The following is a 22,971-nucleotide window of genomic DNA, read 5'->3' on the forward strand; positions in this document are numbered from 1 at the left end:
CGCAGGCCCTCAAATCTACCGAGGCTCCTGGCATTGGTCGTTCACCCAGATGGTGCAACCTTGGCCAGGGCCTGGCGTACCGGTTCCTCCGCCTACGGAACAGCCCAATGCGCCATTTTGTGTGATACTGCCGCCATCGCTCAACGTCGCCATGAAGTAGTAACGGCCGTCTGACGACGTTGATGTACAGCGCGCAACCATATAGCCGAGGCCCTGATCTTCAATGATTGCGCCATATTCCGCGCGCCACGTTTGTGACGTCAAATATGTGGCGTCACCCGATACGAAGGTGTCGCACGCAACGCGCCCTGTACCGAGATACTCGCAAATGGTATTGGTTCCAGCCGCCAGAGCGGCGTCTGTTCCCAGCAGCAACGTTGTGGCGATCAGAAGTTTGTAGTTCATAATGTTTTTGCTCCTATCCAGGCTATTTTTCCTGCCGCGTTATGCGGCGAATTCAGTATCCTGACTCGCGCCCGTATGAACCATGACCGCCTGTTTTGTTAAATTGACCTGCTGTTTTGTTTGCTGAGGAACTCAATAGAAATAGGGGAGTCTGAGTAGGATTGGCAATCACCCATAATCCAATTCAGGAGCCGCTCATATGGACAGTGTGGGTTTCATGTCTAAGGCTAGAGCATTTCCCCAAGAGCCGTTGTTACGCCAAGTGCTGTTCAATCTCAGGATTAGTGGGAGTTTATACTTTGATAGTCAGTTGCACGGCGATTGGGGAATGGCGGTGAGCGCCTCTGAATATATACAGTTTCACTGCGTCGCCGCCGGGGTTTGTTGGTTAACCACTGCGACGGAACAGGTTCGTTTGTCGCCTGGCGACATCGCACTGTGCATGCGGGGGCAAGTTCATACGCTTTCTTATGCTCCTGATGTGGCGCTGGCGACTGATCAGGCGTACCTGGAAAGTTTGCGGCAGGGCGCGCCGCTGTTTCGTGAGGGCCCGTTTAATAATCGGTTGCTGTGCGGTCATTTCGCCATCATGGATAGAGATACGGTTCCCTTTCTTGCAGCCTTGCCTGATTTGCTTGTTGTCCGTCATCAGAGCAAATCTGTGGAATGGGCGAATGCGTTGCGAGGCCTTTTAGAAAGCAAGAAGGAACTGGAGAGCAACGATAATCCAGTCAGTAATCGTTTGGCGGAAGCCTTAATGATCCGCTTCCTGGAAGGCTACTTTCAGCAGCAATCGCAACAAGGTGAGCCGGTGGGCGTGATACAAGATAGACGGATCGCCCGGGCGTTGAATATTTTTCATCGTCGGTATCATGAGCCTCTCACAGTGGAGCAAGTCGCAGGCGCCGTGGGGATGTCGCGCTCTGCATTTAGCGTTCTTTTCAAAAGGAACTTGAAACAGGGTCCGATGGAGTACTTGAATAGCTGGCGTTTCTACCAGGCGCGCAAGATTCTTCAACAAAGTCACCGCCCTTTATCTCAAGTTTCTCTTGATGTGGGGTACGCTTCTGAAGCTGCGTTTAGCCGCGCTTTTAAGCGACGCTACGATATCACTCCCGGCGAGTATCGACTTTCGGCAATTAATTCGAAATCGGTGGCGGTAATCAGGAATGGGAGATTGGCTGCAACGCGATAATGGCCATACCCGCCAGAGCCATGGTGGCGCCGAGAAAGTCAAAACGGGTTAATCCCACCCCTTCAACAAAATGGAGCCATATCAGTGCGACAACGACATACATTCCACCATACGCGGCGTATGTGCGGCCAGCAGCGGTTGGGTGTAGGGTCAGTAACCAGGCGAATATCGCCAATGACAGGGCGGCGGGAACAAGCAGCCATAACGACTTGCCCTGTTTGATTACCAGCCATGGTAGATAACAACCAACAATCTCCGTTATCGCCGTGACGGCGAACAGGAGGGTTATCTTGAGTAGCGCCATCGGCTCATTCCTTCAGTGCGGTTAATGTAAAAAAGCTAGAGGCGGGACCATACTTTGTCGAGGCTTTCTCCCTCGGCCTCTTGCTCGGCGGAATTTCCATCAGCTTCCGCCAGTTTAGTATTGCCACCTGGAGCTGAACAAGAGGCCGTTGAAAGTCCATTCCTGTGGAGTATCAATGGAGCGGGCTTTTCAGACCGGTTGAGGAGGGGGAGGGGAGGATTATTCAAGTGAAAGGGGATAAATTGTTAGCATCATCCCGGTCTGGGTAAGCTCAAATACAAAAGGATACATTTTTCTCTTGAAGCCGAATATTTATTCGGTTATGGTGGCGCTTATGAAACCTAAAGATGAGAAGAAACTTGAAGCCGTGATTACCGCCACCTGCCGATTAGCGGCGGAACGCGGCCTCTTCGGTTTGACCCTGGCCCAGATCGCCAAAGAAGCTGGCATTGGCACCAGTACGCTTTATGTTTATTTCCCAGACAAAGAAGCGTTGTTCAATGAGGTCTATCGCCAGGCCAAGAGGGAGGCTCTGAACTTCTACTTCACTGGCATTGACCAAACCCTGCCGCTCAAAGGCAAAGTGCGCAATGTATGGAATAAGATGCTCGATCATCGCCTGCAACGCTTTGATCAAGTAACCTTTATGGAACAGTTTGTCGGTTCATCCTTCATGAGCGATGAAAGCCGCGCCTTTGTCGAACGACACGGTGAAGGACTGATACAGATGGTTGTTGAAGGACAGAGAGAAGAAATCCTGAAACCGATCCCGATTCCTTTTATTAGCTCGCTATTTTTTGGATCAATCCGCGAAACTGCGCGTCTTATTCGCGCCGGTTCGATTACTGATACCGAAGAAGCCCGTGAGATTGCCTTCCAGCTTTGCTGGGATGGCATACGATCCTGAGTATTTTTTTAACTTTTAACCGAATTTATATTCGCTATTGGAGAAATATTATGATGACTAAAACTAACCCTGTTGTTCTGATCACCGGCGCCTCAAGCGGAATCGGGCATGCGGCCGCTGTTTTGTTCGCTGAACAGGGCTGGAATGTTGTCGCCACTATGCGGAAGCCCTCCGACGGTGAGGCGTTGACCCACAGCCCGAACATCAAAGTGTACCCGCTTGACGTCACCGATTCTGCCTCTGTGGAAGCCGCAGTGGCAGAAACCCTTAATAAATTCGGGCGTATAAAGTCATGTATCTCGCAGGACCGGACGCAGAACAGGGGTTTGAATTGCATCGAAGCCTTCCTGAAGAGAAGAGATTAGAGATGGTCCGCCAACACGCAGGCTTGTGATGGACGCGACATATTTCTGTGAGAGGTTATCTCTACTGCACTCTTAGAGGGACAGCCTCGTCTGTTAAACACTTCGGAGAAAGAGCATACCAATGAAGATAATGAAGTTTCCCTACCGGTATTTAGTGCTTGGCGGCCTTGTCGTAGGCGCCGCCGTAAGTATGTCATCCTGCCAGAGCTTTCCTTATGCTGATTCACCGCAGGCTGGACAGAATGCTTTTGAAAACACTCGGCCAAGGCAAGCTCCCGGCTTTGTGAAAACATTCAATATCTATTGGGATTTTGTATTTAACAAAGGGGAGGACACTGTACCGAGTAAACCGCTACCGGTGCAGATTATGACTCAGGAAATGCTGTCGGCTGCGCCGGATGGCAGCCTGTATCGGCTCGGCCACTCCACTGTTTTATTGAAGCTGCATGGCAACTATTTTCTGACAGATCCGGTTTTTTCCGAACGCGCCTCGCCGGTGCAATGGATGGGGCCGAAGCGTTTTCATGCTCCTCCTATAGCGTTAGAGGATTTGCCGGCGATCAAGGCGGTTATTTTCTCACACGATCACTATGATCATCTCGATTATGAAACCGTCCTGGCGCTGGCTGATAAAGCAGAATGGTTCTTGGCGCCACTCGGTGTTGGCGACCGACTAATCGATTGGGGCATTGACGCACATAAGGTCAAACAACACGATTGGTGGCAATTCACTGATATTGCCGGAGTGCGTTTTATCGCTACTCCTGCTCAGCATTTTTCCGGTCGCGGGTTACTGGACAAGAACAAAACGCTGTGGGCGTCCTGGGTCATCATTGACGATGATCTTCGGATATTTTTCAGTGGCGATACGGGCTATTTTAATGGCTTCAAAACCATTGGCGAGAAATACGGGCCGTTCGATATTACTCTGATCGAGTGCGGCGCCTACGACATGAAATGGTCAGATATACACATACAACCGGAAGACGTCATAAAAGCGCATGCAGATCTACGTGGCCGCTGGTTGCTTCCTATTCACAACGGCACCTTTGATCTGGCGATGCACACTTGGTATGAGCCGTTTGATCGCATCGCTGAATTGGCCAGGAAGCAAGGCGTAGCGCTGACTACACCGCGTATGGGAGAAATGCTAAGTATACAAGCGCTGCATGTCGCATCGCAGTGGTGGCGCCAGATGAGCAATGACCCAGTGCAACAGGAAAACGCATCCGAAATGGCAATGGAGTAAGACAATGATAGAGTTCAGAGTCAATGGAGAGGAGCATCGCATCCGCTCAAAGAGGAGTATCGACGTATGACAAAGCGAACTGTGATCATTGCAGGAGCCACCGGCTTGGTAGGGGAGGAGGTTCTTAAGGGGCTGTTGGACGATAAAACGGTGGCTGAAGTGCACAGCCTGGGCCGTAGAGTTCCAACAATTCAGCATCCTAAACTGATTCCCCATGTAGTCGACTTTACCGCGCTACCTCCGCTGCCAGCATCGGACGAGGTCTATCTTGCTCTGGGAACGACAATAAAAAATGCCGGCAGTCAAGAAGCCTTCCGTGCTATCGACTTCGATGCCAATCTGGCGGTTGCCAAGGCGGCAAAGATGGCAGGCGCCAGAAAAGTGGGACTGGTGAGTGCGATGGGCGCTGATTCTGGCTCGAAAATTTTCTACAGCCGTGTCAAAGGAGATCTTGAGAATGCATTGGCTCAAATGCAGTTCGAAAGTTTGGTTATTGCACGCCCATCTATGCTTGTTGGGGATCGGGAGGCTATCGGTCAACCGGTCCGGCGGGGGGAGATTCTTGCATCTGTGCTTGGTAAGGCGGTTGGTTTCCTATTTCCGTCAAACTACAAGCCGATCAAAGCGGCGGCGGTTGCAAAAGCACTGCTGACCGCTGTTCCAACTTCCAAGGGTAAATCGGTTTTACTATCCGGTTCGATGCAGCGGCCTTAAAACTCGATGGGATTGGTAGGACAAGATGCATGGTGGTAGCTTCCTATACCCGGTACGCAAACCAATGACGAGTGCGGTTAGCAAAATAGACCAGTGACAGCATCACCGGCACTTCCACCAGGACACCGACAACTGTGGCCAGAGCGGCCCCGGAATGCAGGCCAAACAAGGAAATCGCGACCGCCACAGCTGGTCCCTATCAGGCATGCCGGTGCTGCGATTTTATCCTATTGACGAAGTCAATCGCTACCGGGGGCCTGTCGGCAGTTGAAAGTCACTACATCCGCAGCTTGCATGAGCAAGCGCAACGCAACTTTAGGCAGAGTAAAGAACTGATTGCGGACGCCTATCTATTCGATGCCGTAAACCGCCTGGAGAAAAACCTGAACGCAATTGTATTCGTCCAGTCAGCGCCGCCATATTGTACGGTGTACGACAATTGCGGCAGAAAAGACGGTTTTGACGTGCGCGCCAACTTATCCTCACTGGGGATGTACTTTGACGACAGTCACCTCATCCAGATCCACCGCAGCTATATGATCAATCCGCTATTTGCCGAGAGCGTAGCGCGCCACGAACGTGATTATCAGTTAGTACTGAAAGACGCGTCCGGTAAGGAGATAACGCTGCCTGTCGCCAGAGCGAGGGTAAAAGTACTCCGTCAGAAACTGGCGCACTTGTTTACTTAGGCTTTCGCCAATCCGACCTTGACGCTTGACCAGAGAACGACTCCGAACCTGATGTCAGATTCATACAACCTGTTGTTGTGACGCTTTGCTACACTGTCGCTAGCGGGTACGAAAAGTGAGAGGGCGCAGTGGCGAAAGACAACAAGACGCAAAGCCAACAATTCAAACCAGAATGTAATTTGACGACGCCTTCCATTAGCGCCGATGTATACGCGCGGAGGATGAAGGACTATGTGCGTGAAGCCGTTTTGCGCGAAGATAAATTTTACGAACACAACTGTTTGACCATCTCGATTACCCCGACATTCAGGTTGAGCAACCTGGAGCTGACTAAAATGCGTGAGATGGAAGAGGGCAGTGGTTGTTTCCAGTTCACCAACAGCAGTCGTCGAATTCGCATATCCCCACAGCAAGAAGGCTATCCCATCGGGGTCGAAAACTTACCTGAAAATGCCCAATCATTGCTGCAACAACTAGGCATCAAATGGAAGCTTACAGAAGCGCAACACTGCGAATGGCACTTTGAGTTTCCATGGGTGATATACGCTTACCTGCTGAATAAAGAGTTGAGGGGATTAAGGGAAGAACTCATACGCCTGAATCAGCAGCATATCGATATCGACATTGGGCCCTCGTTGCGGGCGTTTAACGACAAATATCTTGAAAAGGCGCTTCGTAAGCGATTTTCCAAACTGGCGGACAAGCCAGATTTGCTACACGCTATTTTGGATCACTATGTAGCTGACGATGTATGGAAAACAAAGCTGTTCCAAATTAGCACGGGCCTGTTCAATTACAGGCTGGACGTTTACTTTGAGGCCCTGGCCAAGGAGATGGCGTCTCATATCTCGGTCGCTGGAGAAGAGGATAACGGAGTAACGCGCATCCTGTTGGATCGACCAGAGTTGTTTCAACAGCCAATGACATATCGTCTATACCGGCGTCATGGCGAGACGCAGAATGGCGATATCAGCGCCTGCTGCGTCTTGCTGCCAAGTCATTACGACGAGGAAGTGGACGATTTCTATCTAGCGGAGCTCAAGCAGATCAGTCGCAAAGTCAAAAAACCTTTAAGTTGGTATGACTCTAAGACGCTGCTAGGCGTTATTTATGACGTGCTTTGTCTGAATGTTTTCTATCCCGCTTTAGCCGCCGTCGGATTCTGTGAAGCTGACATACAATGGTGCGAAGGCGATGATGACTATGATACCGCATGGATTCGCCAACGCCTCGCCAAACATAAGAAGAAAATAGTTCAGGATTGGGACGCCGAAACGGTGGCGAAAGTTCTGGACTACGTGGTGGAAAACGACGCAATCAAAGGTCGGGTTCTGGCGTCGATATTCGAACTCTGACGCCTGCTGCATATCTTGATATTCAGCCAGGCGTCACTCACAGAGCCCTTACAATTTCTTTAAGCGCACATTACCTGTAATGGATTATTTTTGTGGAAAAATGCGGATGGAGCATGCCCTAGAATTTTCTTGTAAGTGATGCTGAAGTGCGGCAAATCAACAAACCCTGCGTAAGATGATAAAGTCAGTCCACGAAACAAGCACCGCCAATTAAAAGAGTCTAAGGCCACCAGCCTAAATATTACGAATGATGAATCCGGAAAAACGAGCGATCTCTTTTTCCGTGTTTCACATGGCTGGCATGACGTGCTTGCCAGGCCGTCTCCTGAAGAGCGCTTCAACATGCACTGGCTGAACTGGATGGCTTGAATCAGGACCTGTGCGCAAATTGTGAGTATCAAATTTGATGTGGCATGCGCTGCCGAATCCCAATACTTAATTTAACATAATATATATTATGCGCACTTATGGATGGGAGAGCGATCTAAGGTTGAACTACTCTTGGAAAAACAACAAAGTCTTCAATACGCATATCCTGCTCCTGCCTAGGTCGTACAAACCTGCTATTAAATTCCTCTAAAGCCGCATTAATGAATGGACCTTCGTCATATTCCGGCAAATCTAGCACTCGTTCCTGAAAGAAATGATCATCATCAAGCTCGTCCGGAGGAATGCTTAAGGTTCTTATCTGATCATCAGTTAACTGGAATGCGATGGTGCGCGTAAAAATGGTCATGATGTCTCCTAAAAGAAAGCGTGTCTGTAAAAGTAATCTATAGCCGAAATTTGAAGGAATTGCTCATGTGAATTCAAAACCATAAAAAACACACATGATCAAACACGAATGTTTTCTCCTTTGCGTGCGTGCTGGCCTCAAACACAGATGCTGGTGCGAGCGTGAATCCTAATAACTTTTGCTGGTGAAAGATAATGCCTGGTCAGGTCATTTGCTTTGGATAGTTTTGCGGTTGGTGAGTTTTGGGATTTTTGGGTGGTGAACGCGAATAAAACCGTGCGAGCAGCAATATTCGTCATACATGCAATGTCCACTAATTGACATTAGTGGACATAATGGCTTTATTACTCTGAGTTGCGCTTCCTTTGGTTCTAACTGGACGCCCAACTAAAATGGAGTGGTGGCGGGGCCGATGGCCGATACCATACGCGTGGTTTGCGAGTCGATGGCGATTGAATGCAAGCTGTCAGCGTTCCCTTGGCGACGTGCATTAAAAATGACGGAGGATGGTGATGTGGACGGCCTTTTCGCGGTTGTCAAACTTCCCGAGCGCGAAAAGTATATGTATGTGACCGAGCCTATCATCGAATCCGCCTACGGTGTGTTTGTACCCACTTCCTCCAGCCTGAAATATTCTGCCCCGGTTGATCTGGATGGTTACACAGTGGGCGCCTACGGCCCCTCTGCAGCTTCCAGAGCATTGGAGGAGATCGCTATCTATTAAAAGTCGCAGATACGTTGAGTTTTTCTCGGGCGGCAAAATCGTTCGGCGTGCCGGCGTCCTCCATCTCCCGTCGCATATCCGACCTTGAAGCTGATCTGGGTGTGGAGTTGCTGCATCGCACGACACGCACAGTGCGTCTTACAGAGATAGGGATGATTTACGTAGAGCAGGTCCGTGCAGGGGTGACTCAACTTGATGTTGCCGAGGAAATGGTCGGCCTGCATAGCAGAACGCCAAGCGGCACGCTACGCATTAGCGCGCTACCAAGTTTTAGCCAGTTGCTGCGACCTGCAGTAATTGCATTTAACCAACGCTATCCGGATATTCTGCTGGATCTGTATTTTAATGATGCCGTTGTCGAGATGGGCCGCGATCGCATTGATATTGCCATCCGCAGCAGCCTTTTGACTCAGGAACGAGTGATAGCCCATAAAATCCACAGCCACAAGTATCTTCTGGCGGCCTCTCCAGAGTACTTAAAAAACCATGGGGCGCCCCGCACTCTGGAGGACCTGCAGGATCACCCAGCCCTACTCTACCGAGGGCCAAATTCAGTCCTTAAATGGTATGGTCAGGACGCTGGTGGATGGTATGAAGTGCCGATTTCCCCCCTTATTATCAGCAACGATGGGGAAACCTTGGTGGCAATGGCGCGCCAACATCGCGGCCTGGTGTTACTGCCCGAATGGGGGCTGAAATCATTTATTAACCGCGGCGAACTGGAAGCCATTACTTTGAACCAACCAATATCCGTTCGTCGTGGCGCTGAGGCCAGCCTCTACATGATCTAGCAGGTATCAGATACCTAAAGTTAAACTGGCGGTGGATTTCCTGATTGAGCACTTGACTCAGCATTTAACCGAGATCTGACCTCACCCACGGTTCTGATCTGCTTGTGTATTCGCTTATTTGCCGTTTTACGCTTTACGGCAAACCTTCCTTAGCTTGGTTAAAGACGGCGTCGTCAGGCGAATTATCGAAATGTATGGACTAAAACCGGCGCTATAACGGCTGATCTGAGGATACTTTTCATCCCATCGCTGGGCAAACTTGTCCAACTCTGACAGCGCTTCCTCCATTATTTCGCCTGTTGACACCCCCTTCAGGTACAGCCAAGACAAGGCTGAGAGGAGCAGTGTTTTCTTGCCCAAGTATTCGGCGTCTAATGTCTCATGACGACATCGGGATCAAAGGTCAGGCCTTTCGTCTCTACCTTTTTTACCCCGCGCACGCTCTTGGCGGCTTTCACTGCTGCTATTTGTTCACCGGCGCTGTGCAAGTGGCCGGTTAACGTCACCACACTGTCTTTAGTGCACACTCCGACGCTGAGTCCGGGCGACTTTTTGTCGAGAAACAACGAGGATTTAACCTTCATGGTTATCCAGCTGTCTTTAATGAAGCTGTTAGCCTCTTTTGTCGAGCTTTCTGAGTTTGCGGCCGCCGTTGGCGAAGCGTCTTCGGCCTCAACTTTATTTTTGTCCATGTCTGCACCTCCTGTTACCTGTTTCACATTGGAAAGACGAGCATATACTCGAGAATGACGGTAGTCGGTGCGCTACCGCACTGACCTGTATGTGAGACAGGGCCTGACATGTGCAGGCCCTGTCGTTGCAGGCAAATAGAAGGATGCTATTTGCCTGCCGGATTAATATACTGCGGTTTCACCGCCCCTCGTCCGCAAGACGGCTGGCGCCCGATTCTGACGTTCTCACCTCACCACACAGGATGGCGTATTTCGGTATGAAGCGATACAAGATCGGGCATGAGACAACCTATTCCTTCTCCGGCTTGGTGCAACTGTACCCGCATACGCTGCGGCTGCGTCCCAGAGAGGGCCATGAATTGCGGATTGAGTCCTCCAGGCTGGATATATCCCCTCCTGCGACCCTGCGCTGGCATCGTGACGTGGAGGGAAATTCCGTTTCCATCGCCAGTTTTATCGACAAAGTGAAACGGTTGAGAATATACAGTGAAGTCCTCATACAGAAATACGACCTGGCTCCTCTTGATTTCCTGGTGGCGGACTACGCCGTGGACTATCCATTTCACTATTTGGATGAAGACAGAGCGGTGCTCGCGCCCTACCTCAATGACGCGTGCGGCGCTGATAACGTTGGGCTGTCCGACTGGATCAACAAGCTGTGGCGGCATGAAGAACGCATTCAGACAATTAGTCTCCTGCTTCGGTTAAACCATCGCATTTTCCAAACTATCGCTTATCGCAAACGCGAGGAGGAAGGCGTTCAGAGCGCGGAACGCACCCTCTATCTTGGCTCAGGCTCCTGTCGGGATTCCGCCAACCTTTTTATGGCCTCCGCCCGACGGCTGGGCTTCGCCGCCAGATTCGTCAGCGGTTACATCTATGTCAACGGCATGTCGATGCAAGCGGGCTCCACGCACGCCTGGGCGGAGGTGTTCATTCCCGGCGCCGGCTGGAAAGGCTTTGACCCCACCCGGGGAACGATTGTCGGAGCTGAGCACATCGCTGTCGCTGTCGCCAGATTGCCAGAATCGATCCCTCCTATCGCGGGCGACTTTTTTGGCGTTCCTGGTTCATCCATGGAGGTGAATGTCCGGGTAACGGACATCACTTAAACCTCCTTCCCGAGACCTCGCCAATGTGGTTAAAAACAAGCTGTGAACTCCTATTCGACATCGCAGTTCCCACGCCATTTATCTTAATGTTGCGCCCACGAAGCGGCGCGCAACAGTGGATCGCCTCCGAAGAATACTTACTCTTCCCAAGCGTTCCCGTTTTCGAATTTACGGACGACTACGGCAATCTTTGTCAGAGACTGGTGGCGCCGCCTGGGACGTTTAAAATCCATACTTCCGCCAGAATCATGACTTCCGATCATGTTGACGAGGAGCCCGGCGGCGCCTTTATCGACGTCCAACGCCTGCCCGACAATGTCCTGAAGTACTTGTTGCCCAGCCGATACTGCGAGTCTGACTGTTTTAATGACATGGCGCGTGAAATTACCTTGAATCAGGACCCCGGCTACGATCAGGTGGCGGAAATTGAAAGCTGGCTACGTAGAACCATTAAATTTCAACCAGGAAGCAGCTTAACGCCGCTGTCAGCGATCGAAGTGAATAAAAATCAGGTAGGCGTATGCAGAGACCTTGCCCATCTGGGCGTCGCCCTTTGCCGCAGCCTGAGCATTCCCGCCCGCATGGTGGTGGGGTATTTGCACGCCTTGCGCCCTATGGAGTTACACGCCTGGTTTGAAGCCTTCGTTGCCGGACGCTGGTATACCTTCGACGCAACTCAAATGTCTAAACGAGGCGGCTACGTCGCGATTGGCTATGGCAGGGACGCAGCCGATGTGGCGATCTATAACCAGTTTGGCCCAGCCGTATTTCCTATTGAGCAAAAAGTGTGCGTCGCGCTGGCGTAAAACAAAATTAGATTCTGTTCCGCACCGTACAGATTGTTCTGATCTAATCTTTGTGGGGAGGATCACCGTTTAACCAGCCCTCCTCTTTCATATTCTTTAATGCGACTTCAAGATTTGGAACCAGGGCCTGGTGCTTCTTGTGCAGATACAGGTAATTCTCAACAAGTTCGACCGCGCCCACCCGTTTAATACCCATTGAAGCGTATTTCTCTTCTCGTAATAAAGGATCGACGATTGTCGCCAAGTCCACATAGACATCGCTCCTTCTCAACTGTAGTCGCTTGAGCGCAGATTCTGCGCTGTAGACCAGCTCCAATCTATTGCTTAGTGGTTTCGATAGCATGCTTACACACCGAATTACGCCAATGCGGCAATCTACTCGGTAAATCGACTTTGCAAGGGCTTCCCACCCAAATACATCCAACCTCAAAGCGACATTGGAATAAGCGACAAATTCCATGGTCCATAAAGGAACATCTACGCGGATGAGGTCGCGATAATGCGAGTTATAATCCTTAACTCGACCAGGTAAACCATCCACGTATCCAGAGTTCGCCAGAGCGCCACTACGCTCAGAGGGGAAGACCTTTAGCTCAAGACCATAACCAATACGACGAAACGCCTCGGAGTAGAAGTTTGTATAGACCTCTATTTGCGGCGATTGGCTCAATTGGGACGATACGGCCAGCACCAACTTTTTTTCATTCGCCCAGCAAAAATTAAAAGATGTATAAAGCGGAGCCAATAACGCCATTAAACAGGCAATACATTTGTACTGCATATAGATCCCGTTGACGCCGTTAGAGCGCTATTGAAGCCACCATCGTTTTTGCTATCGATATCGCCGAGTATCCAGATCCTTGTCCGTTTCTCGCCCCGCCGCAGTAGACTCACCAGCATGTATAATATATTCCTGCGAGTTGATAGCTCCGTCCTGATCAAGATCAATGGCGGCCCAGTTATTGAGCAATTCCACGTTGGTGTTGGCTTCTCGTTTATCTATGACGCCGTCCTGGTTTGCATCAAGGCTCGCAAAGTTAGCATCCGAGGACAGCCCTTCCCTATCCGGCTCCGTACAGGCTGCGGTAATAGCCAGTAGCAACGACAAGCAGACAACATTGAGTTTATTCATGATGATCACCTCACTGTGACTCGGTAAAACCGATTTTAGTCCGCACTGGATTTATCCTTCTCCATTATCAGCAACTTCAAAATTATCCTTGCCTCTGCGGCTTCCCATGCGTGTTATCTCGCGTATAGACAAATACAACTTCGGCGCCAGAATAATTATTTGCCTTGTTATCAGCGAAGTATAGCCTGCTTCGGTATAAGTGGGGGGTCGTGAGAGTAAAGATGTCCCTTATTTGCGACGCTTGATTTATTAATAATCAGGCGCATGGATGCGCCTGCGTAGCGGCTAGCCGTGATCAGCTGATTATTCAGTAGCGACATTGCGGCAACGCCTGCTGATTATTTTTCCTCACTAATCCTTCATAAAATTAGGTAGCTACACCCAACTAAAAAAATAGAATTTAGGAGTGAAGACTTCATGATGTCCCAAGAAGCTTCCCATAGTCCGAAGAGTTTTCTGAAAGTAGCGCCCGTATACGTTGCCTTACTCGACATGACGGTCGAGTAAACATTCTTTCTTACTTCTCACAATTGAGGAGGCGCACGTATGCTATCGAAAGAACAACTCGATACTTTTCATGAAGTCGTCAATATCGCCATGGGACAAAGTTCCTGCCGACTTGCGAATCTGGTTAACCATTTTGTCATCCTATCTGTCCCTCGCCTATTTGTCCTGACGCCTGCTCATGAACGAAGGCCGGAACTTTATTTTCGCTATTACCGTAGCGTTATTATCCAGCAGAGTTTTTCAGGCGGCTTAAAAGGCGAAGGCTTAGTAGGAATTCATGACATGACTGCACATCATTTAGAGCAGTTTGTGGGACTTGATTCTGTCCCTGATCAAAATGAGGATGAGCTCTACCTTGACCTTGGTTGTCTTTTGGTTGGCTCTTGTGTAACGAGCGTATCGCATCAATTGATGTTGGGCAAAATCAGGTTTTCTCAACCCACGCTTTCGGATTGTAACGTCTTGGCAAATGCGAATTCCGGCCACGACTCAGTACAGAAAAGCAGCGACGCTTTACTGGTGAATATTCTACTGAAAGTTGAACGGCTTGCCTTTTAATGGAGACGCGGAATGGTCAATATCTATACGATGTGAGGATAATCAGAAACTTAAGTGACTCAAAATTGCAACATTGTTATTGGCGTATTTATTTCGACATAAGATGCCAGATCGAGTTCGAGCGGAAATGTAAGCCTTACACTTGATTTTTCTTCGTTTTATTCTAAAGATGACGCCTTCAAATATAAGGATTGTTAATATTTTCCATAGCAACCATATAACCAGCAAGAATAAGGAAGCGCTCCAAACAGAGTTTCCCATCCGTCACACAAAAATAATTCTTAAACGAATTAGTCCTATAAAACAGTAAGCGTGTAGCCATTAATCCCCCTCGCTTTTAAGTAAAAAAACAATTCCCTGAAAAAGATAACAAAATAGTTTGTACCCCCTGGAATTATTCACTACTATCACAAGATGATAAGTTGACGCTTAAATTTGCCGTGGCAGGGAGAAGCCAATGAAGCTCAGATACCTGCTGGTTTTGGCGTTTACTTTGGTCGCTTCCTTGCCGCTACTGTTCACCTTGCTTCATTTAAATAGCTTTATCACAGAGCAATATAGAGGGAAAATCGATAAGCGGCTTTCTGAAATGTCTCTTTCTTATAAAAACAATATTCGTAATTCTATAAATGACCTGACAGCCAGGACGGAGTTGATATCTAGCCGCACCCAGATGCGCACAAGCCTTTACAAATGGAATCAAGATAAAAAATCAAAGGAGCTATCTCTCATTAGGAGAATTATATTTGATGCTAAATTGGGAGGGAGAAACATTGAAAGCATCTCTATATACGACAACCAATACAACCTCGTAGCTTCGACCTCCAGCAAGGCAAAAGAGCTGAATACTCCGGATTCATTTAACGGAATACAATCAGTGAATATAGTCGCTAAAGAGGGGGCGTATTATATTTGCATCTCTCTACAGCTTGTTCTAGGCGATTATGTAATTGGAATAGTCAATGTTAGCTACCCTATCACTGAAGTTATTCGCGAAGCCACACATCTTTTGGGCAGTACGGAGCAACATCTTTTTGCAGTCAGACAGGATGGCGACATATTGTTAGTGCTATCACCAGAATCTAAAATGGCGAGCGTAAAGAGACTTTCATGGCAAGATATTTTAGATTCGACGCCTATCAAAGAGGCGATGTTAGGTAATGAGCGCATACTGAGGTATACCACTGATTATAAAGGGGAAATAGTAATAGCATCGACGAGATATCTGCCTGAACTTGACTGGGGAGTTGTAGTAAAGATAAATAAAGAAGAAGTGTTATCCCTGATCAATACAGAAAGGTTCAACCTATTTACAATAGAAGCAATGATTGTTCTATTTTCAATTGGATTCGGAGTGGCGATCAGCTCGTATATTTCAAAGCCTATTGACAGACTGATGAAGTACACTGAAAACCTCTCCGCCAGCAATGTTCCCGAGAAAGAAAACACCACAAGAATATTTGAAATAAACAAGCTTACCGGAAGATTTAATAAAATTCTCGGAGCGATTGATAAGCTGGACAAAGAAAATATAGAACTAAAAGAAATGGCCTTGCGCGATCCTTTAACAGGCATACATAACCGGCGTTTCTTCCAAAATAGATTAAGTTATGAATTTGGCCGTGCAAAGCGCTATAAGTCCGACTTAATATTAGTCCTTCTTGATATTGATAAATTCAAGGAAGTCAATGACAATAAAGGACACGGCGCCGGAGATGAAGTTTTAATAAAGCTTGCATCATTTTTAAAGCACTCGTTAAGAATTTCAGATATTGTCGCCCGGATTGGTGGTGAGGAATTTTGTATTATATTGCCAGAGAAGTTAGATCCAGATGTCAGAAGCTTTATTTTTCGGCTGCATAGAGACATATCATTGCTTGAGTTTAATTACATAAATGATCCTTTTCATATAACTTGCAGCATGGGGGTCGCCACATTGAAAACTGAAACAAGAGACCCTGGTGAAATATTAAAACAGGCGGATGATGCGCTGTACTGCGCAAAACGAACTGGAAGGAACCGAATTATATATGAAGATGAATTATCTGTAGTCGTAGATATTTCCTCAAAGCATTAACGATTTTCTTAGTCAGATTCGAAAATTGGGCGACATGACTTCCTCCCCTAACCTGCTTGTAAAGAATGAAAGATTAGCTATATATACTATTGGTCAAGTAGACAAATGTTGATCTGACAGACAAAGATTAACCAGGCGGACAAATAGCTTCCTTGTCAATACAGACCGGGAATACACGGGCTTTGCAGGAGCGCAAAAAGCATGGATCGGCCTCCTTCTTCATCAAAACTCAGCCATTTCACCTCCTGGAGTCTTTACGTCTTCACAGCACTCTCTCTTTCCCTGCAGATTCACGCCAAAAGTCTCTACGTCGATATAAACGCCTCTCCCACGGGAAACTGCACTAAGTCGTCGCCCTGTCAGTCTATTAATACCGCGATATCGAAAGTAGCCGAAAACGACGTGATCAATGTGGCCGAGGGTGTTTACTTTGAAGATGTGGACTTCGGCGGACTAAGTTATTCTCTGTCGCTGGAAGGACAAGTAGTCGTTACCGCTCCCACCACTCTTAATTGCGGCGCCGACTCGGTGGTCTACTGCCCGGTGCTTGTGCCAGAGGAAGACCTGGACATCGCCATCGAAGGCTCGGGATTGTCCTATAACGCCGACTTAGGGATATGGGTGGGGGTGTCTGATAATGGTGACGAGCTGGTTCCGCAAAAAGCGGGGCGTTACATGATTTTCTATTTCGATCCCACTAAGATCAGCATCGACGGAAAAATAAGCGTCAGCCCCCTTCTCTCCGAATCGCAGGCGCAAGAATGGCAAATGTTCGATTTGGAGGGCATTACTTATAATCCCAGCAGCGGCGTTTACTACGCCATGTCCTCGCTTTCTCTGCATAAAAGTAACCCGGCCAGGGATACCTGGTATCGCTATCAGGGTTACAACTTCACCTTGAGTCCCAGCAAAAGCGGGGGTTATCAGGCCAACAATCTCACCGCCCTGTCGCTGACCAAGCGTCGGGATCTGCGGGAGTGGGTGATCTCATCGGGAGGAGTTAACTGGCCGGCCAGTTCGGATACTTCGCAAAATGTGCCGCCAGCCATCACAGGACGGGCCGAGACCGGCAATGGCATTAACGTGGAAGGGGTTGCTTTCGCTGGTAGCAACAGTTCTGGAGATAATATATTCCTTGGTTTTAGGGGGCCATTATTCCGCTCCGTTACCCCCTTCCACCTATACGATGCCCTAGTTCTATCCACGACTTTTAACGGCAATGCGGAGCCCATGCCTGATCAACAATTGTTTGTAACGGGTATCAAAAACGCAAAGTTTTTTAAGCAGGGCATTCGTGGCCTGGACTCTATCCCTAACTACACTGGATGGTTCGTCGTCATATTCGGGCAAACCGACACGCAGATTGAGCCCCTAAATGTATTTCTATGGAACTCTGATAGCGGCGAAGTACAAAGCGTTCAGACCCTACCCAACAATTTCGTGGCGGAGGGCGTCAGCGCTGTGAAGGTAATAGAAAACAGCTCGAAATCCGTACTGATATATATGATCGATGACAGCCAAGCCTATGTCATGAGTATGGCGCTAGCCTTCTCTCCCTAGCTAGGCGCCAAGTGGGGCCCTGAATGAACTATAACTTAAATTCATAGTGGCAGGATTGATCATGAAAAATACGCTTCTTCTTATAGTATTATTAATCCCTGCTTTGGCGACAGCGGATAACACCATCACTTTCACGGGAGATGTTGACGTCAGCGACACGCTGACAGTGGATGGGGACATTAAAGCAGGTAAAGATATCAAGTTCAGCGACGGCACCAAACAATCTACAGCGGCTGACAACTTTCCCTCGGGAACCATCGTGCTTACTTTGAACTCTTCATGCCCGGATGGCTGGAATGATATCGACGATTCTCTCAAAGGGCGTTTCGTTGTCATTACGCCTGACGGCGGCACAGTCAAAGGCACAGTCGGCGACTCAATGGACGATTTAAGCACCCCGCAGCACACGCATAAAATCGACGAAAGCACCCGCTATGGCGGCGGCAGTCGCACGGCTAGCCGCGCTGATGAAACTGACGAAGCGAGCGATGGTTGGCTACCTTACGTTCAGTTAAACGCCTGCGTTAAACAATAGAGATCAATTACCAAAAGACTCAGATGGATATCTGAAGTGTATTATCGGCTGCAATACGGCGACGCCCTTAATCAACAACACCCAAAGCGCGTTGTAGGACCGTGGCATGCGTTCGCCCATGAGCACATCCCAGCAGACTAAAATGCCGAAACTCATCGGGAACGGGGGGAAATAAAGAGGTCGTCGGTGCGTGTCGTCGGTAATTCTTACAATGAAAGGATTTGTAGAAGTAAAAGTTACAATCAGACAAGCCAAGCTCAAAGCGCTGTAGCGACACACGCCAGTGAGATGCGCTTTTATTGTTCCAGCATGTTTTGAAAGCGCCCACCGTCTTTTGGACCTGGTTCTCTGTCTCATGATGAAGCGCTTATTCAGACACATTCATCCATAAAGGCCTGGCCGCCGCATCCGATTCTCTCCGATCAGACGAAGACTTAATCATTCCGAAGACAGGATAAGCCGCGAGAAACAATAGAGGGGAGTCTCATTTGGCACAATATCTGTACATAGCCATATATTCGATACTCTTATATGGCGAACACGGAGTTGGAAAATGAATACCCTTAAGAAAGAAGCCGATCTTGATATGCATGTTATCGGTGAAACTTATCCATCAAAGGTAGCGGTGGTCTTTGACACAAAGGAAACAGCGGACGAAGCTATCGATGCGCTGGTTACTGAGGCTGGCTTTTCACGCCAGCAAATTAAGTTGATAAATCCAAATGACAGGCAGGACGTCCACCTGGGGGCAAATCTTGAGCCTGAGAACAAAGGTATCCTCGCCACCATGATCAGGTCGCACGTCGTGATAGGTGGAGGCATTGTTCTTCTTTCTATCCTTCTCGCCTGGCTGCTGGTTACGGCAGGCCCTCCCGCAACGCAATCCAGTCCGGGCATGACGTTCCTTGGAGTGTGTAGCTTAGGATTGTTTCTAGGGCTGATTTTGGGAGGAGCTGTTGCTTTACGTCCAGATCATGATCTGGTGATCGCCAAAATTCGGATGGGCAAAGACGCAGGCAAGTGGGGGGTTGTAGTCCATACGTCTCATGATGATAAAAAACTCGCCAGACAAACTTTAGCCAGGTTCTCCAATACAACAGTGGAAAGCTTATAAGCCTATATCTGAATAAAATTCACCTTATATTCCTATTCAAATTTTGACGGTACATCGGTGGCTGACTCCTGCAGTCTTCCGAACGTCTCAGACGAACCCAGCGGCGGCCGGTTGTGCCTCCCTTTCCGCCAAAAGCCCCTTCTTCCATTTGTCCGCAACGACAGGTCTGCACGGGTCAGGCCCCGTCTCTATCACTCTCTTTCTCTGTCTACTCTTCTATTACCTGCCGGTTTTTGATCTGATTTGCGTCCGACTATCACTTGGACTAACTTCTTTAGACAACCTCTGCATGCATGTGCAGATATAGCAGGACAGCTGTAATGGCGTTGTGGGGTCATATGAAAAATTCTATTGAAGCTCCCGAATCCGCTAACACGGAAAAAAAGAGAGAGCTCACCGTCTTTATCTTTCTCGCAGTAATATTGGCGCCTGTCCTTAGCGTCGTCATCGTTGGCGTCTACGGATTATCTGTCTGGTTATTACAGCACTTTACCGGTCCGCCCGCCGGCTGACGCCACTGAATCAATCAGTGTTATTGGGTTCGCCGCCGCAAGAGGTTGGGACAAAGCCATCAGAAGCATCATGGCTGTACGCATACTGACGCCATCAATATGAAGGAGGAAGCATGGAACAGGATGAACATATCGTCAGTTTCCTTATTCAGTGCGCACCGCAGCGGGTTACTTTCCTCTCACAACAGTTGCATCAGCCTCCGACACAAGAAGTCACGCATTCAGAGCACGTCGGCAAGATTGTTGTGGTGATGGCGACTACCTGTAGAGAAACGGTTTCTAATTTTCTGAACGACACGCCCCATTTGGCGGGCGTTTATAGCGTCAATCTGATCTATCACCACTGTGAGCGCGCCAGCGAGCTCGACCGGAATATGTCTTAACGGAAGCTCCTTTCGCTTTATAGCGCTCCCCAGAGCACAGGTAGTGCGATATGACTACACGAAGAGAGTTCATCAAGCGTTCCGCGGCGGTAACCGCCGCCTGCACCGCGGGCATCAGTCTTTCTGGCGAAGCCAGCAATGTCATTACTGATTCGGAATACACCCGCCTGAAGTGGTCCAAAGCGCCCTGCCGGTTCTGCGGAACAGGCTGCAGCGTTAATGTCGCGGTTAAGGATAATCAAGTGGTGGCGACTCACGGAGACATCCAGTCGGAAGTCAACAGAGGCCTTAACTGCGTCAAAGGGTACTTCTTATCCAAAATTATGTACGGAAAGGACCGGCTTACTCAGCCGTTGCTGCGTAAGAAGAACGGGGAGTATCACAAAGACGGCGATTTCACGCCGGTGACGTGGGATGAAGCTTTTGACGTGATGGCGAAGCAGTTTAAAAAGACGCTCAAAGAAAAAGGGCCAACCGCTGTCGGTATGTTTGGCTCAGGGCAATGGACAGTATGGGAAGGCTATGCGGCCGTCAAACTGTATAAAGCCGGATTTCGCTCCAATAATATTGACCCCAATGCGCGCCATTGTATGGCGTCTGCGGTCGCAGGGTTTATGCGGACGTTCGGAATTGATGAGCCCATGGGCTGCTATGATGATATCGAACATGCGGACGCCTTCGTTCTCTGGGGCTCCAACATGGCGGAGATGCACCCTATCCTATGGACGCGAGTGACTGACCGCCGCTTAAGCCATCCCCATGTCAAAGTCGCCGTCCTGTCGACCTTTCAGCACCGATGCTTCGATCTGGCCGATCTACCCATTATCTTCACGCCCCAGGCGGACCTGGCGATATTGAACTACATCGCCCGATATATTATTGAAAAGGACATGGTCAACTGGGACTTCGTTAATAAACACGTCCGTTTCAAAGTCGGCGCTGCGGATATTGGCTATGGTTTGCGCCCGGAGCACCAGTTGGAACTGGCGGCGGCGAACGCCAGCAATCCCGGCGGCGCCAAAGACAGTTCCTTCGAAGAATATAAAAATTTTCTGCAACAGTATGACGCTCAATTTGTCTCGAAACTATCCGGGGCGTCCAAGGAAAAGCTGGATCAATTAGCGGAGCTTTACGCCAATCCCAAGACCAGAGTCACCTCCTTTTGGACCATGGGCTTCAATCAGCATACGCGAGGCGTATGGTGTAACAATCTCGTCTATAACCTGCACCTGTTGACAGGAAAAATTTCCAGTCCCGGAAACAGTCCCTTTTCGTTGACCGGGCAGCCTTCCGCCTGCGGCACCGCACGTGAAGTGGGTACGTTCGCTCACAGACTGCCCGCCGACATGGTGGTCACCAACCCTAAACATCCAGAGTTTGCTGAAAAAACCTGGAAGATACCGCCAGGGGTCATTCCTGACAAACCCGGATACCACGCGGTCCTGCAAAATCGCAAGCTCCGCGACGGAGAACTGAACGCCTATTGGGTCCAGGTTAACAATAACGTGCAGGCTGCCCCCAACATGCTGGAAGAAACCCTGCCGGGCTATCGTAACCCCAATAACTTTATCGTGGTTTCCGAAGCCTATCCCACTGTAACCTCACAAGCCGCTGACCTTATTCTGCCTGCGGCAATGTGGGTTGAAAAAGAAGGCGCATACGGGAATGCGGAAAGAAGAACACAATTCTGGCGTCAGTTGGTCAGTGCGCCAGGAGAAGCAAAGTCAGATCTTTGGCAGATAATGGAGTTCTCCAAACGCTTTACGACAGATGAAGTCTGGCCGGAAGAAATACTTTCCAAGAGCCCGGAATTCAAAGGTAAGTCTTTATTTGACGTGTTATTTGCAAACAATAGCGTGAATAAGTATTCCATTGAGGAAATAGACCCGAATTATAAAAATCACGAGTCTGAACACTTCGGTTTTTACGTTCAGAAAGGCCTGTTTGAAGAGTACGCTATTTTTGGCAGAGGCCACGGTCACGACCTGGCTGAGTTTGATCGCTACCATGAAGCGAGAGGATTACGCTGGCCCGTCGTAGACGGTAAAGAAACCCTCTGGCGATTCCGCGAAGGCTCGGACCCCTATGTCAAAAAGGGCGCTGGATATCAGTTTTACGGGCATTCGGACGGTAAAGCGATAATCTTCGCCCTGCCCTATGAGCCACCCGCTGAGTCTCCTGATCAGGATTATCCCTACTGGCTTGTGACAGGTAGAGTTCTTGAGCACTGGCACTCAGGGAGTATGACCCAGCGAGTCCCCGAACTTTATCTCGCAGTGCCTGACGCCCTGGTCTATATGCACCCTGACGACGCCCGCAAGCTCGGCGTTCGCAGAGGCGATGAAATCAAAGTCGTGTCCCGCCGCGGCGAAATGCGCAGCCGGGTGGAAACCCGCGGCAGAAATAAACCTCCCGTAGGTTTGGTGTTCGTCCCGTGGTTCGACGCCAGTCAACTCATCAACAAATGCACCCTGGACGCGACGGACCCCATTTCCAAACAGACTGACTTCAAGAAGTGTGCGGTCAAGCTGATCAAGGTATAGGGGGAT

The 22,971-nt window shown here is 49.2% G+C and carries 25 protein-coding genes and 2 pseudogenes; 20 read left to right on the forward strand and 7 right to left on the reverse strand.

Annotated elements, in window-relative coordinates; all coding sequences use genetic code 11:
* Positions 1–15 precede the first annotated feature (15 nt).
* Positions 16–405: a hypothetical protein gene (locus tag HCH_RS14985; protein ID WP_011397159.1), complete on the reverse strand. Its 390-nt coding sequence runs from the start codon at positions 403–405 to the stop codon at positions 16–18.
* Between the two features lie 217 nt (positions 406–622).
* Between HCH_RS14985 and HCH_RS14990 the strand changes: the two genes are divergently transcribed.
* Positions 623–1,600 carry an AraC family transcriptional regulator gene (locus HCH_RS14990; protein ID WP_158304961.1) on the forward strand — a complete coding sequence of 326 codons (978 nt, stop codon included), beginning with the start codon at positions 623–625 and terminating at the stop codon, positions 1,598–1,600.
* Here HCH_RS14990 and HCH_RS14995 read toward each other — a convergent pair.
* Entirely contained in the window at positions 1,569–1,904 is a 336-nt protein-coding gene (locus HCH_RS14995) for a YnfA family protein (protein ID WP_011397161.1), read from the reverse strand. The two genes, HCH_RS14990 and HCH_RS14995, sit on opposite strands and share 32 nt — an antisense overlap.
* 334 nt (positions 1,905–2,238) lie before the next feature.
* Here HCH_RS14995 and HCH_RS15000 point away from each other — a divergent pair, with 334 nt between their 5' ends.
* The 4 genes from HCH_RS15000 (at position 2,239) to HCH_RS15015 (ending at position 5,139) form a co-directional block, all read left to right on the forward strand.
* Positions 2,239–2,811: a TetR/AcrR family transcriptional regulator gene (locus tag HCH_RS15000; RefSeq protein ID WP_011397162.1), complete on the forward strand. Its 573-nt coding sequence runs from the start codon at positions 2,239–2,241 to the stop codon at positions 2,809–2,811.
* A 50-nt stretch (positions 2,812–2,861) separates the two neighbouring features.
* Positions 2,862–3,176, forward strand: coding sequence for an SDR family oxidoreductase (locus HCH_RS15005; RefSeq protein WP_041598684.1), 315 nt, complete (start codon positions 2,862–2,864; stop codon positions 3,174–3,176).
* A 121-nt stretch (positions 3,177–3,297) separates the two neighbouring features.
* The gene (locus HCH_RS15010) at positions 3,298–4,425 is read left to right on the forward strand and encodes an MBL fold metallo-hydrolase (protein ID WP_011397163.1); all 1,128 of its coding nucleotides are present in this window, start codon (positions 3,298–3,300) and stop codon (positions 4,423–4,425) included.
* Positions 4,426–4,491: 66 nt separating this feature from the next.
* A complete protein-coding gene (locus tag HCH_RS15015) occupies positions 4,492–5,139 on the forward strand; it encodes a nucleoside-diphosphate sugar epimerase (protein ID WP_011397164.1) in 648 nt (215 codons plus the stop codon).
* A 43-nt stretch (positions 5,140–5,182) separates the two neighbouring features.
* Here the strand turns inward: HCH_RS15015 and HCH_RS33820 are convergent.
* Positions 5,183–5,360, reverse strand: a pseudogene (locus tag HCH_RS33820) (arsenical-resistance protein); the annotation flags it as partial.
* Positions 5,361–5,369: 9 nt separating this feature from the next.
* Between HCH_RS33820 and HCH_RS15020 the strand changes: the two are divergent.
* Positions 5,370–5,828 (forward strand): LytTR family DNA-binding domain-containing protein, encoded by a 459-nt coding sequence (locus HCH_RS15020; RefSeq protein WP_011397166.1) that lies wholly within the window; start codon positions 5,370–5,372, stop codon positions 5,826–5,828.
* Between the two features lie 128 nt (positions 5,829–5,956).
* A complete protein-coding gene (locus tag HCH_RS15025) occupies positions 5,957–7,183 on the forward strand; it encodes a hypothetical protein (protein ID WP_011397167.1) in 1,227 nt (408 codons plus the stop codon).
* Positions 7,184–7,667: 484 nt separating this feature from the next.
* On the opposite strand, the gene HCH_RS15030 is transcribed toward HCH_RS15025, so the two are convergent.
* Positions 7,668–7,919, reverse strand: coding sequence for a hypothetical protein (locus tag HCH_RS15030; protein WP_011397168.1), 252 nt, complete (start codon positions 7,917–7,919; stop codon positions 7,668–7,670).
* Between the two features lie 400 nt (positions 7,920–8,319).
* On the opposite strand from HCH_RS15030, the gene HCH_RS15035 reads away from it, so the two are divergent.
* From HCH_RS15035 to HCH_RS15040, 3 genes and pseudogenes are all read left to right on the forward strand, one after another.
* Positions 8,320–8,643 carry a substrate-binding periplasmic protein gene (locus HCH_RS15035; RefSeq protein ID WP_337998591.1) on the forward strand — a complete coding sequence of 108 codons (324 nt, stop codon included), beginning with the start codon at positions 8,320–8,322 and terminating at the stop codon, positions 8,641–8,643.
* Positions 8,644–8,690: 47 nt separating this feature from the next.
* Positions 8,691–8,735: pseudogene (locus tag HCH_RS35225) on the forward strand (hypothetical protein); the annotation flags it as partial.
* 60 nt (positions 8,736–8,795) lie between these two features.
* Positions 8,796–9,434: a substrate binding domain-containing protein gene (locus HCH_RS15040; protein ID WP_148212581.1), complete on the forward strand. Its 639-nt coding sequence runs from the start codon at positions 8,796–8,798 to the stop codon at positions 9,432–9,434.
* Positions 9,435–9,805: 371 nt separating this feature from the next.
* On the opposite strand, the gene HCH_RS15045 is transcribed toward HCH_RS15040, so the two are convergent.
* Complete coding sequence (locus tag HCH_RS15045; RefSeq protein WP_011397173.1) at positions 9,806–10,126, reverse strand: BON domain-containing protein; 321 nt, start codon at positions 10,124–10,126, stop codon at positions 9,806–9,808.
* Between the two features lie 257 nt (positions 10,127–10,383).
* Here HCH_RS15045 and HCH_RS15050 point away from each other — a divergent pair, with 257 nt between their 5' ends.
* Both HCH_RS15050 and HCH_RS15055 read left to right on the forward strand, forming a co-directional pair.
* Positions 10,384–11,238 carry a transglutaminase family protein gene (locus tag HCH_RS15050; RefSeq protein ID WP_041598685.1) on the forward strand — a complete coding sequence of 285 codons (855 nt, stop codon included), beginning with the start codon at positions 10,384–10,386 and terminating at the stop codon, positions 11,236–11,238.
* A 23-nt stretch (positions 11,239–11,261) separates the two neighbouring features.
* Positions 11,262–12,044: a transglutaminase-like domain-containing protein gene (locus tag HCH_RS15055; protein WP_011397175.1), complete on the forward strand. Its 783-nt coding sequence runs from the start codon at positions 11,262–11,264 to the stop codon at positions 12,042–12,044.
* Between the two features lie 43 nt (positions 12,045–12,087).
* Here HCH_RS15055 and HCH_RS15060 read toward each other — a convergent pair whose 3' ends face one another.
* Together HCH_RS15060 and HCH_RS15065 are read right to left on the reverse strand one after the other, a co-directional pair.
* Positions 12,088–12,825 carry a hypothetical protein gene (locus HCH_RS15060; protein WP_011397176.1) on the reverse strand — a complete coding sequence of 246 codons (738 nt, stop codon included), beginning with the start codon at positions 12,823–12,825 and terminating at the stop codon, positions 12,088–12,090.
* Between the two features lie 51 nt (positions 12,826–12,876).
* Positions 12,877–13,176 (reverse strand): hypothetical protein, encoded by a 300-nt coding sequence (locus tag HCH_RS15065; protein WP_011397177.1) that lies wholly within the window; start codon positions 13,174–13,176, stop codon positions 12,877–12,879.
* 546 nt (positions 13,177–13,722) lie between these two features.
* Here HCH_RS15065 and HCH_RS15070 point away from each other — a divergent pair.
* The 8 genes from HCH_RS15070 (at position 13,723) to napA (ending at position 22,965) form a co-directional block, all read left to right on the forward strand.
* The gene (locus HCH_RS15070) at positions 13,723–14,241 is read left to right on the forward strand and encodes a hypothetical protein (RefSeq protein ID WP_011397178.1); all 519 of its coding nucleotides are present in this window, start codon (positions 13,723–13,725) and stop codon (positions 14,239–14,241) included.
* Positions 14,242–14,698: 457 nt separating this feature from the next.
* Positions 14,699–16,318, forward strand: a complete 1,620-nt coding sequence (locus tag HCH_RS32395; RefSeq protein WP_011397179.1) for a sensor domain-containing diguanylate cyclase — start codon at positions 14,699–14,701, stop codon at positions 16,316–16,318.
* A gap of 201 nt (positions 16,319–16,519) precedes the next feature.
* Complete coding sequence (locus HCH_RS15080) at positions 16,520–17,878, forward strand: hypothetical protein (RefSeq protein WP_011397180.1); 1,359 nt, start codon at positions 16,520–16,522, stop codon at positions 17,876–17,878.
* A gap of 61 nt (positions 17,879–17,939) precedes the next feature.
* The gene (locus HCH_RS15085) at positions 17,940–18,413 is read left to right on the forward strand and encodes a hypothetical protein (protein WP_011397181.1); all 474 of its coding nucleotides are present in this window, start codon (positions 17,940–17,942) and stop codon (positions 18,411–18,413) included.
* A gap of 553 nt (positions 18,414–18,966) precedes the next feature.
* Complete coding sequence (locus tag HCH_RS15090) at positions 18,967–19,527, forward strand: hypothetical protein (protein WP_011397183.1); 561 nt, start codon at positions 18,967–18,969, stop codon at positions 19,525–19,527.
* A gap of 338 nt (positions 19,528–19,865) precedes the next feature.
* Positions 19,866–20,039, forward strand: coding sequence for a periplasmic nitrate reductase, NapE protein (locus HCH_RS15095; protein ID WP_083769874.1), 174 nt, complete (start codon positions 19,866–19,868; stop codon positions 20,037–20,039).
* Between the two features lie 113 nt (positions 20,040–20,152).
* The gene (locus HCH_RS15100; RefSeq protein WP_011397185.1) at positions 20,153–20,422 is read left to right on the forward strand and encodes a chaperone NapD; all 270 of its coding nucleotides are present in this window, start codon (positions 20,153–20,155) and stop codon (positions 20,420–20,422) included.
* Positions 20,423–20,472: 50 nt separating this feature from the next.
* Positions 20,473–22,965, forward strand: a complete 2,493-nt coding sequence (gene napA, locus HCH_RS15105) for a periplasmic nitrate reductase subunit alpha (RefSeq protein ID WP_011397186.1) — start codon at positions 20,473–20,475, stop codon at positions 22,963–22,965.
* Positions 22,966–22,971: the final 6 nt, after the last annotated feature.

The sequence above is a fragment of the Hahella chejuensis KCTC 2396 genome (assembly GCF_000012985.1).
Lineage (GTDB): Bacteria > Pseudomonadota > Gammaproteobacteria > Pseudomonadales > Oleiphilaceae > Hahella > Hahella chejuensis.

Coding starts and splice junctions, on each gene's coding strand:
- HCH_RS15055 (WP_011397175.1), top strand. CDS start 11,262: ATGTGGTTAAAAACAAGCTGTGAACTCCTATTCGACATCGCAGTTCCC.
- HCH_RS15090 (WP_011397183.1), top strand. CDS start 18,967: ATGAATACCCTTAAGAAAGAAGCCGATCTTGATATGCATGTTATCGGT.
- HCH_RS15070 (WP_011397178.1), top strand. CDS start 13,723: ATGCTATCGAAAGAACAACTCGATACTTTTCATGAAGTCGTCAATATC.
- HCH_RS15095 (WP_083769874.1), top strand. CDS start 19,866: ATGAAAAATTCTATTGAAGCTCCCGAATCCGCTAACACGGAAAAAAAG.
- HCH_RS15080 (WP_011397180.1), top strand. CDS start 16,520: ATGGATCGGCCTCCTTCTTCATCAAAACTCAGCCATTTCACCTCCTGG.
- HCH_RS14990 (WP_158304961.1), top strand. CDS start 623: ATGTCTAAGGCTAGAGCATTTCCCCAAGAGCCGTTGTTACGCCAAGTG.
- HCH_RS14985 (WP_011397159.1), bottom strand. CDS start 405: ATGAACTACAAACTTCTGATCGCCACAACGTTGCTGCTGGGAACAGAC.
- napA (WP_011397186.1), top strand. CDS start 20,473: ATGACTACACGAAGAGAGTTCATCAAGCGTTCCGCGGCGGTAACCGCC.
- HCH_RS15065 (WP_011397177.1), bottom strand. CDS start 13,176: ATGAATAAACTCAATGTTGTCTGCTTGTCGTTGCTACTGGCTATTACC.
- HCH_RS15050 (WP_041598685.1), top strand. CDS start 10,384: ATGAAGCGATACAAGATCGGGCATGAGACAACCTATTCCTTCTCCGGC.
- HCH_RS15000 (WP_011397162.1), top strand. CDS start 2,239: ATGAAACCTAAAGATGAGAAGAAACTTGAAGCCGTGATTACCGCCACC.
- HCH_RS15100 (WP_011397185.1), top strand. CDS start 20,153: ATGGAACAGGATGAACATATCGTCAGTTTCCTTATTCAGTGCGCACCG.
- HCH_RS15005 (WP_041598684.1), top strand. CDS start 2,862: ATGATGACTAAAACTAACCCTGTTGTTCTGATCACCGGCGCCTCAAGC.
- HCH_RS15010 (WP_011397163.1), top strand. CDS start 3,298: ATGAAGATAATGAAGTTTCCCTACCGGTATTTAGTGCTTGGCGGCCTT.
- HCH_RS15015 (WP_011397164.1), top strand. CDS start 4,492: ATGACAAAGCGAACTGTGATCATTGCAGGAGCCACCGGCTTGGTAGGG.
- HCH_RS15040 (WP_148212581.1), top strand. CDS start 8,796: ATGATTTACGTAGAGCAGGTCCGTGCAGGGGTGACTCAACTTGATGTT.
- HCH_RS15060 (WP_011397176.1), bottom strand. CDS start 12,825: ATGCAGTACAAATGTATTGCCTGTTTAATGGCGTTATTGGCTCCGCTT.
- HCH_RS32395 (WP_011397179.1), top strand. CDS start 14,699: ATGAAGCTCAGATACCTGCTGGTTTTGGCGTTTACTTTGGTCGCTTCC.
- HCH_RS14995 (WP_011397161.1), bottom strand. CDS start 1,904: ATGGCGCTACTCAAGATAACCCTCCTGTTCGCCGTCACGGCGATAACG.
- HCH_RS15045 (WP_011397173.1), bottom strand. CDS start 10,126: ATGGACAAAAATAAAGTTGAGGCCGAAGACGCTTCGCCAACGGCGGCC.
- HCH_RS15030 (WP_011397168.1), bottom strand. CDS start 7,919: ATGACCATTTTTACGCGCACCATCGCATTCCAGTTAACTGATGATCAG.
- HCH_RS15085 (WP_011397181.1), top strand. CDS start 17,940: ATGAAAAATACGCTTCTTCTTATAGTATTATTAATCCCTGCTTTGGCG.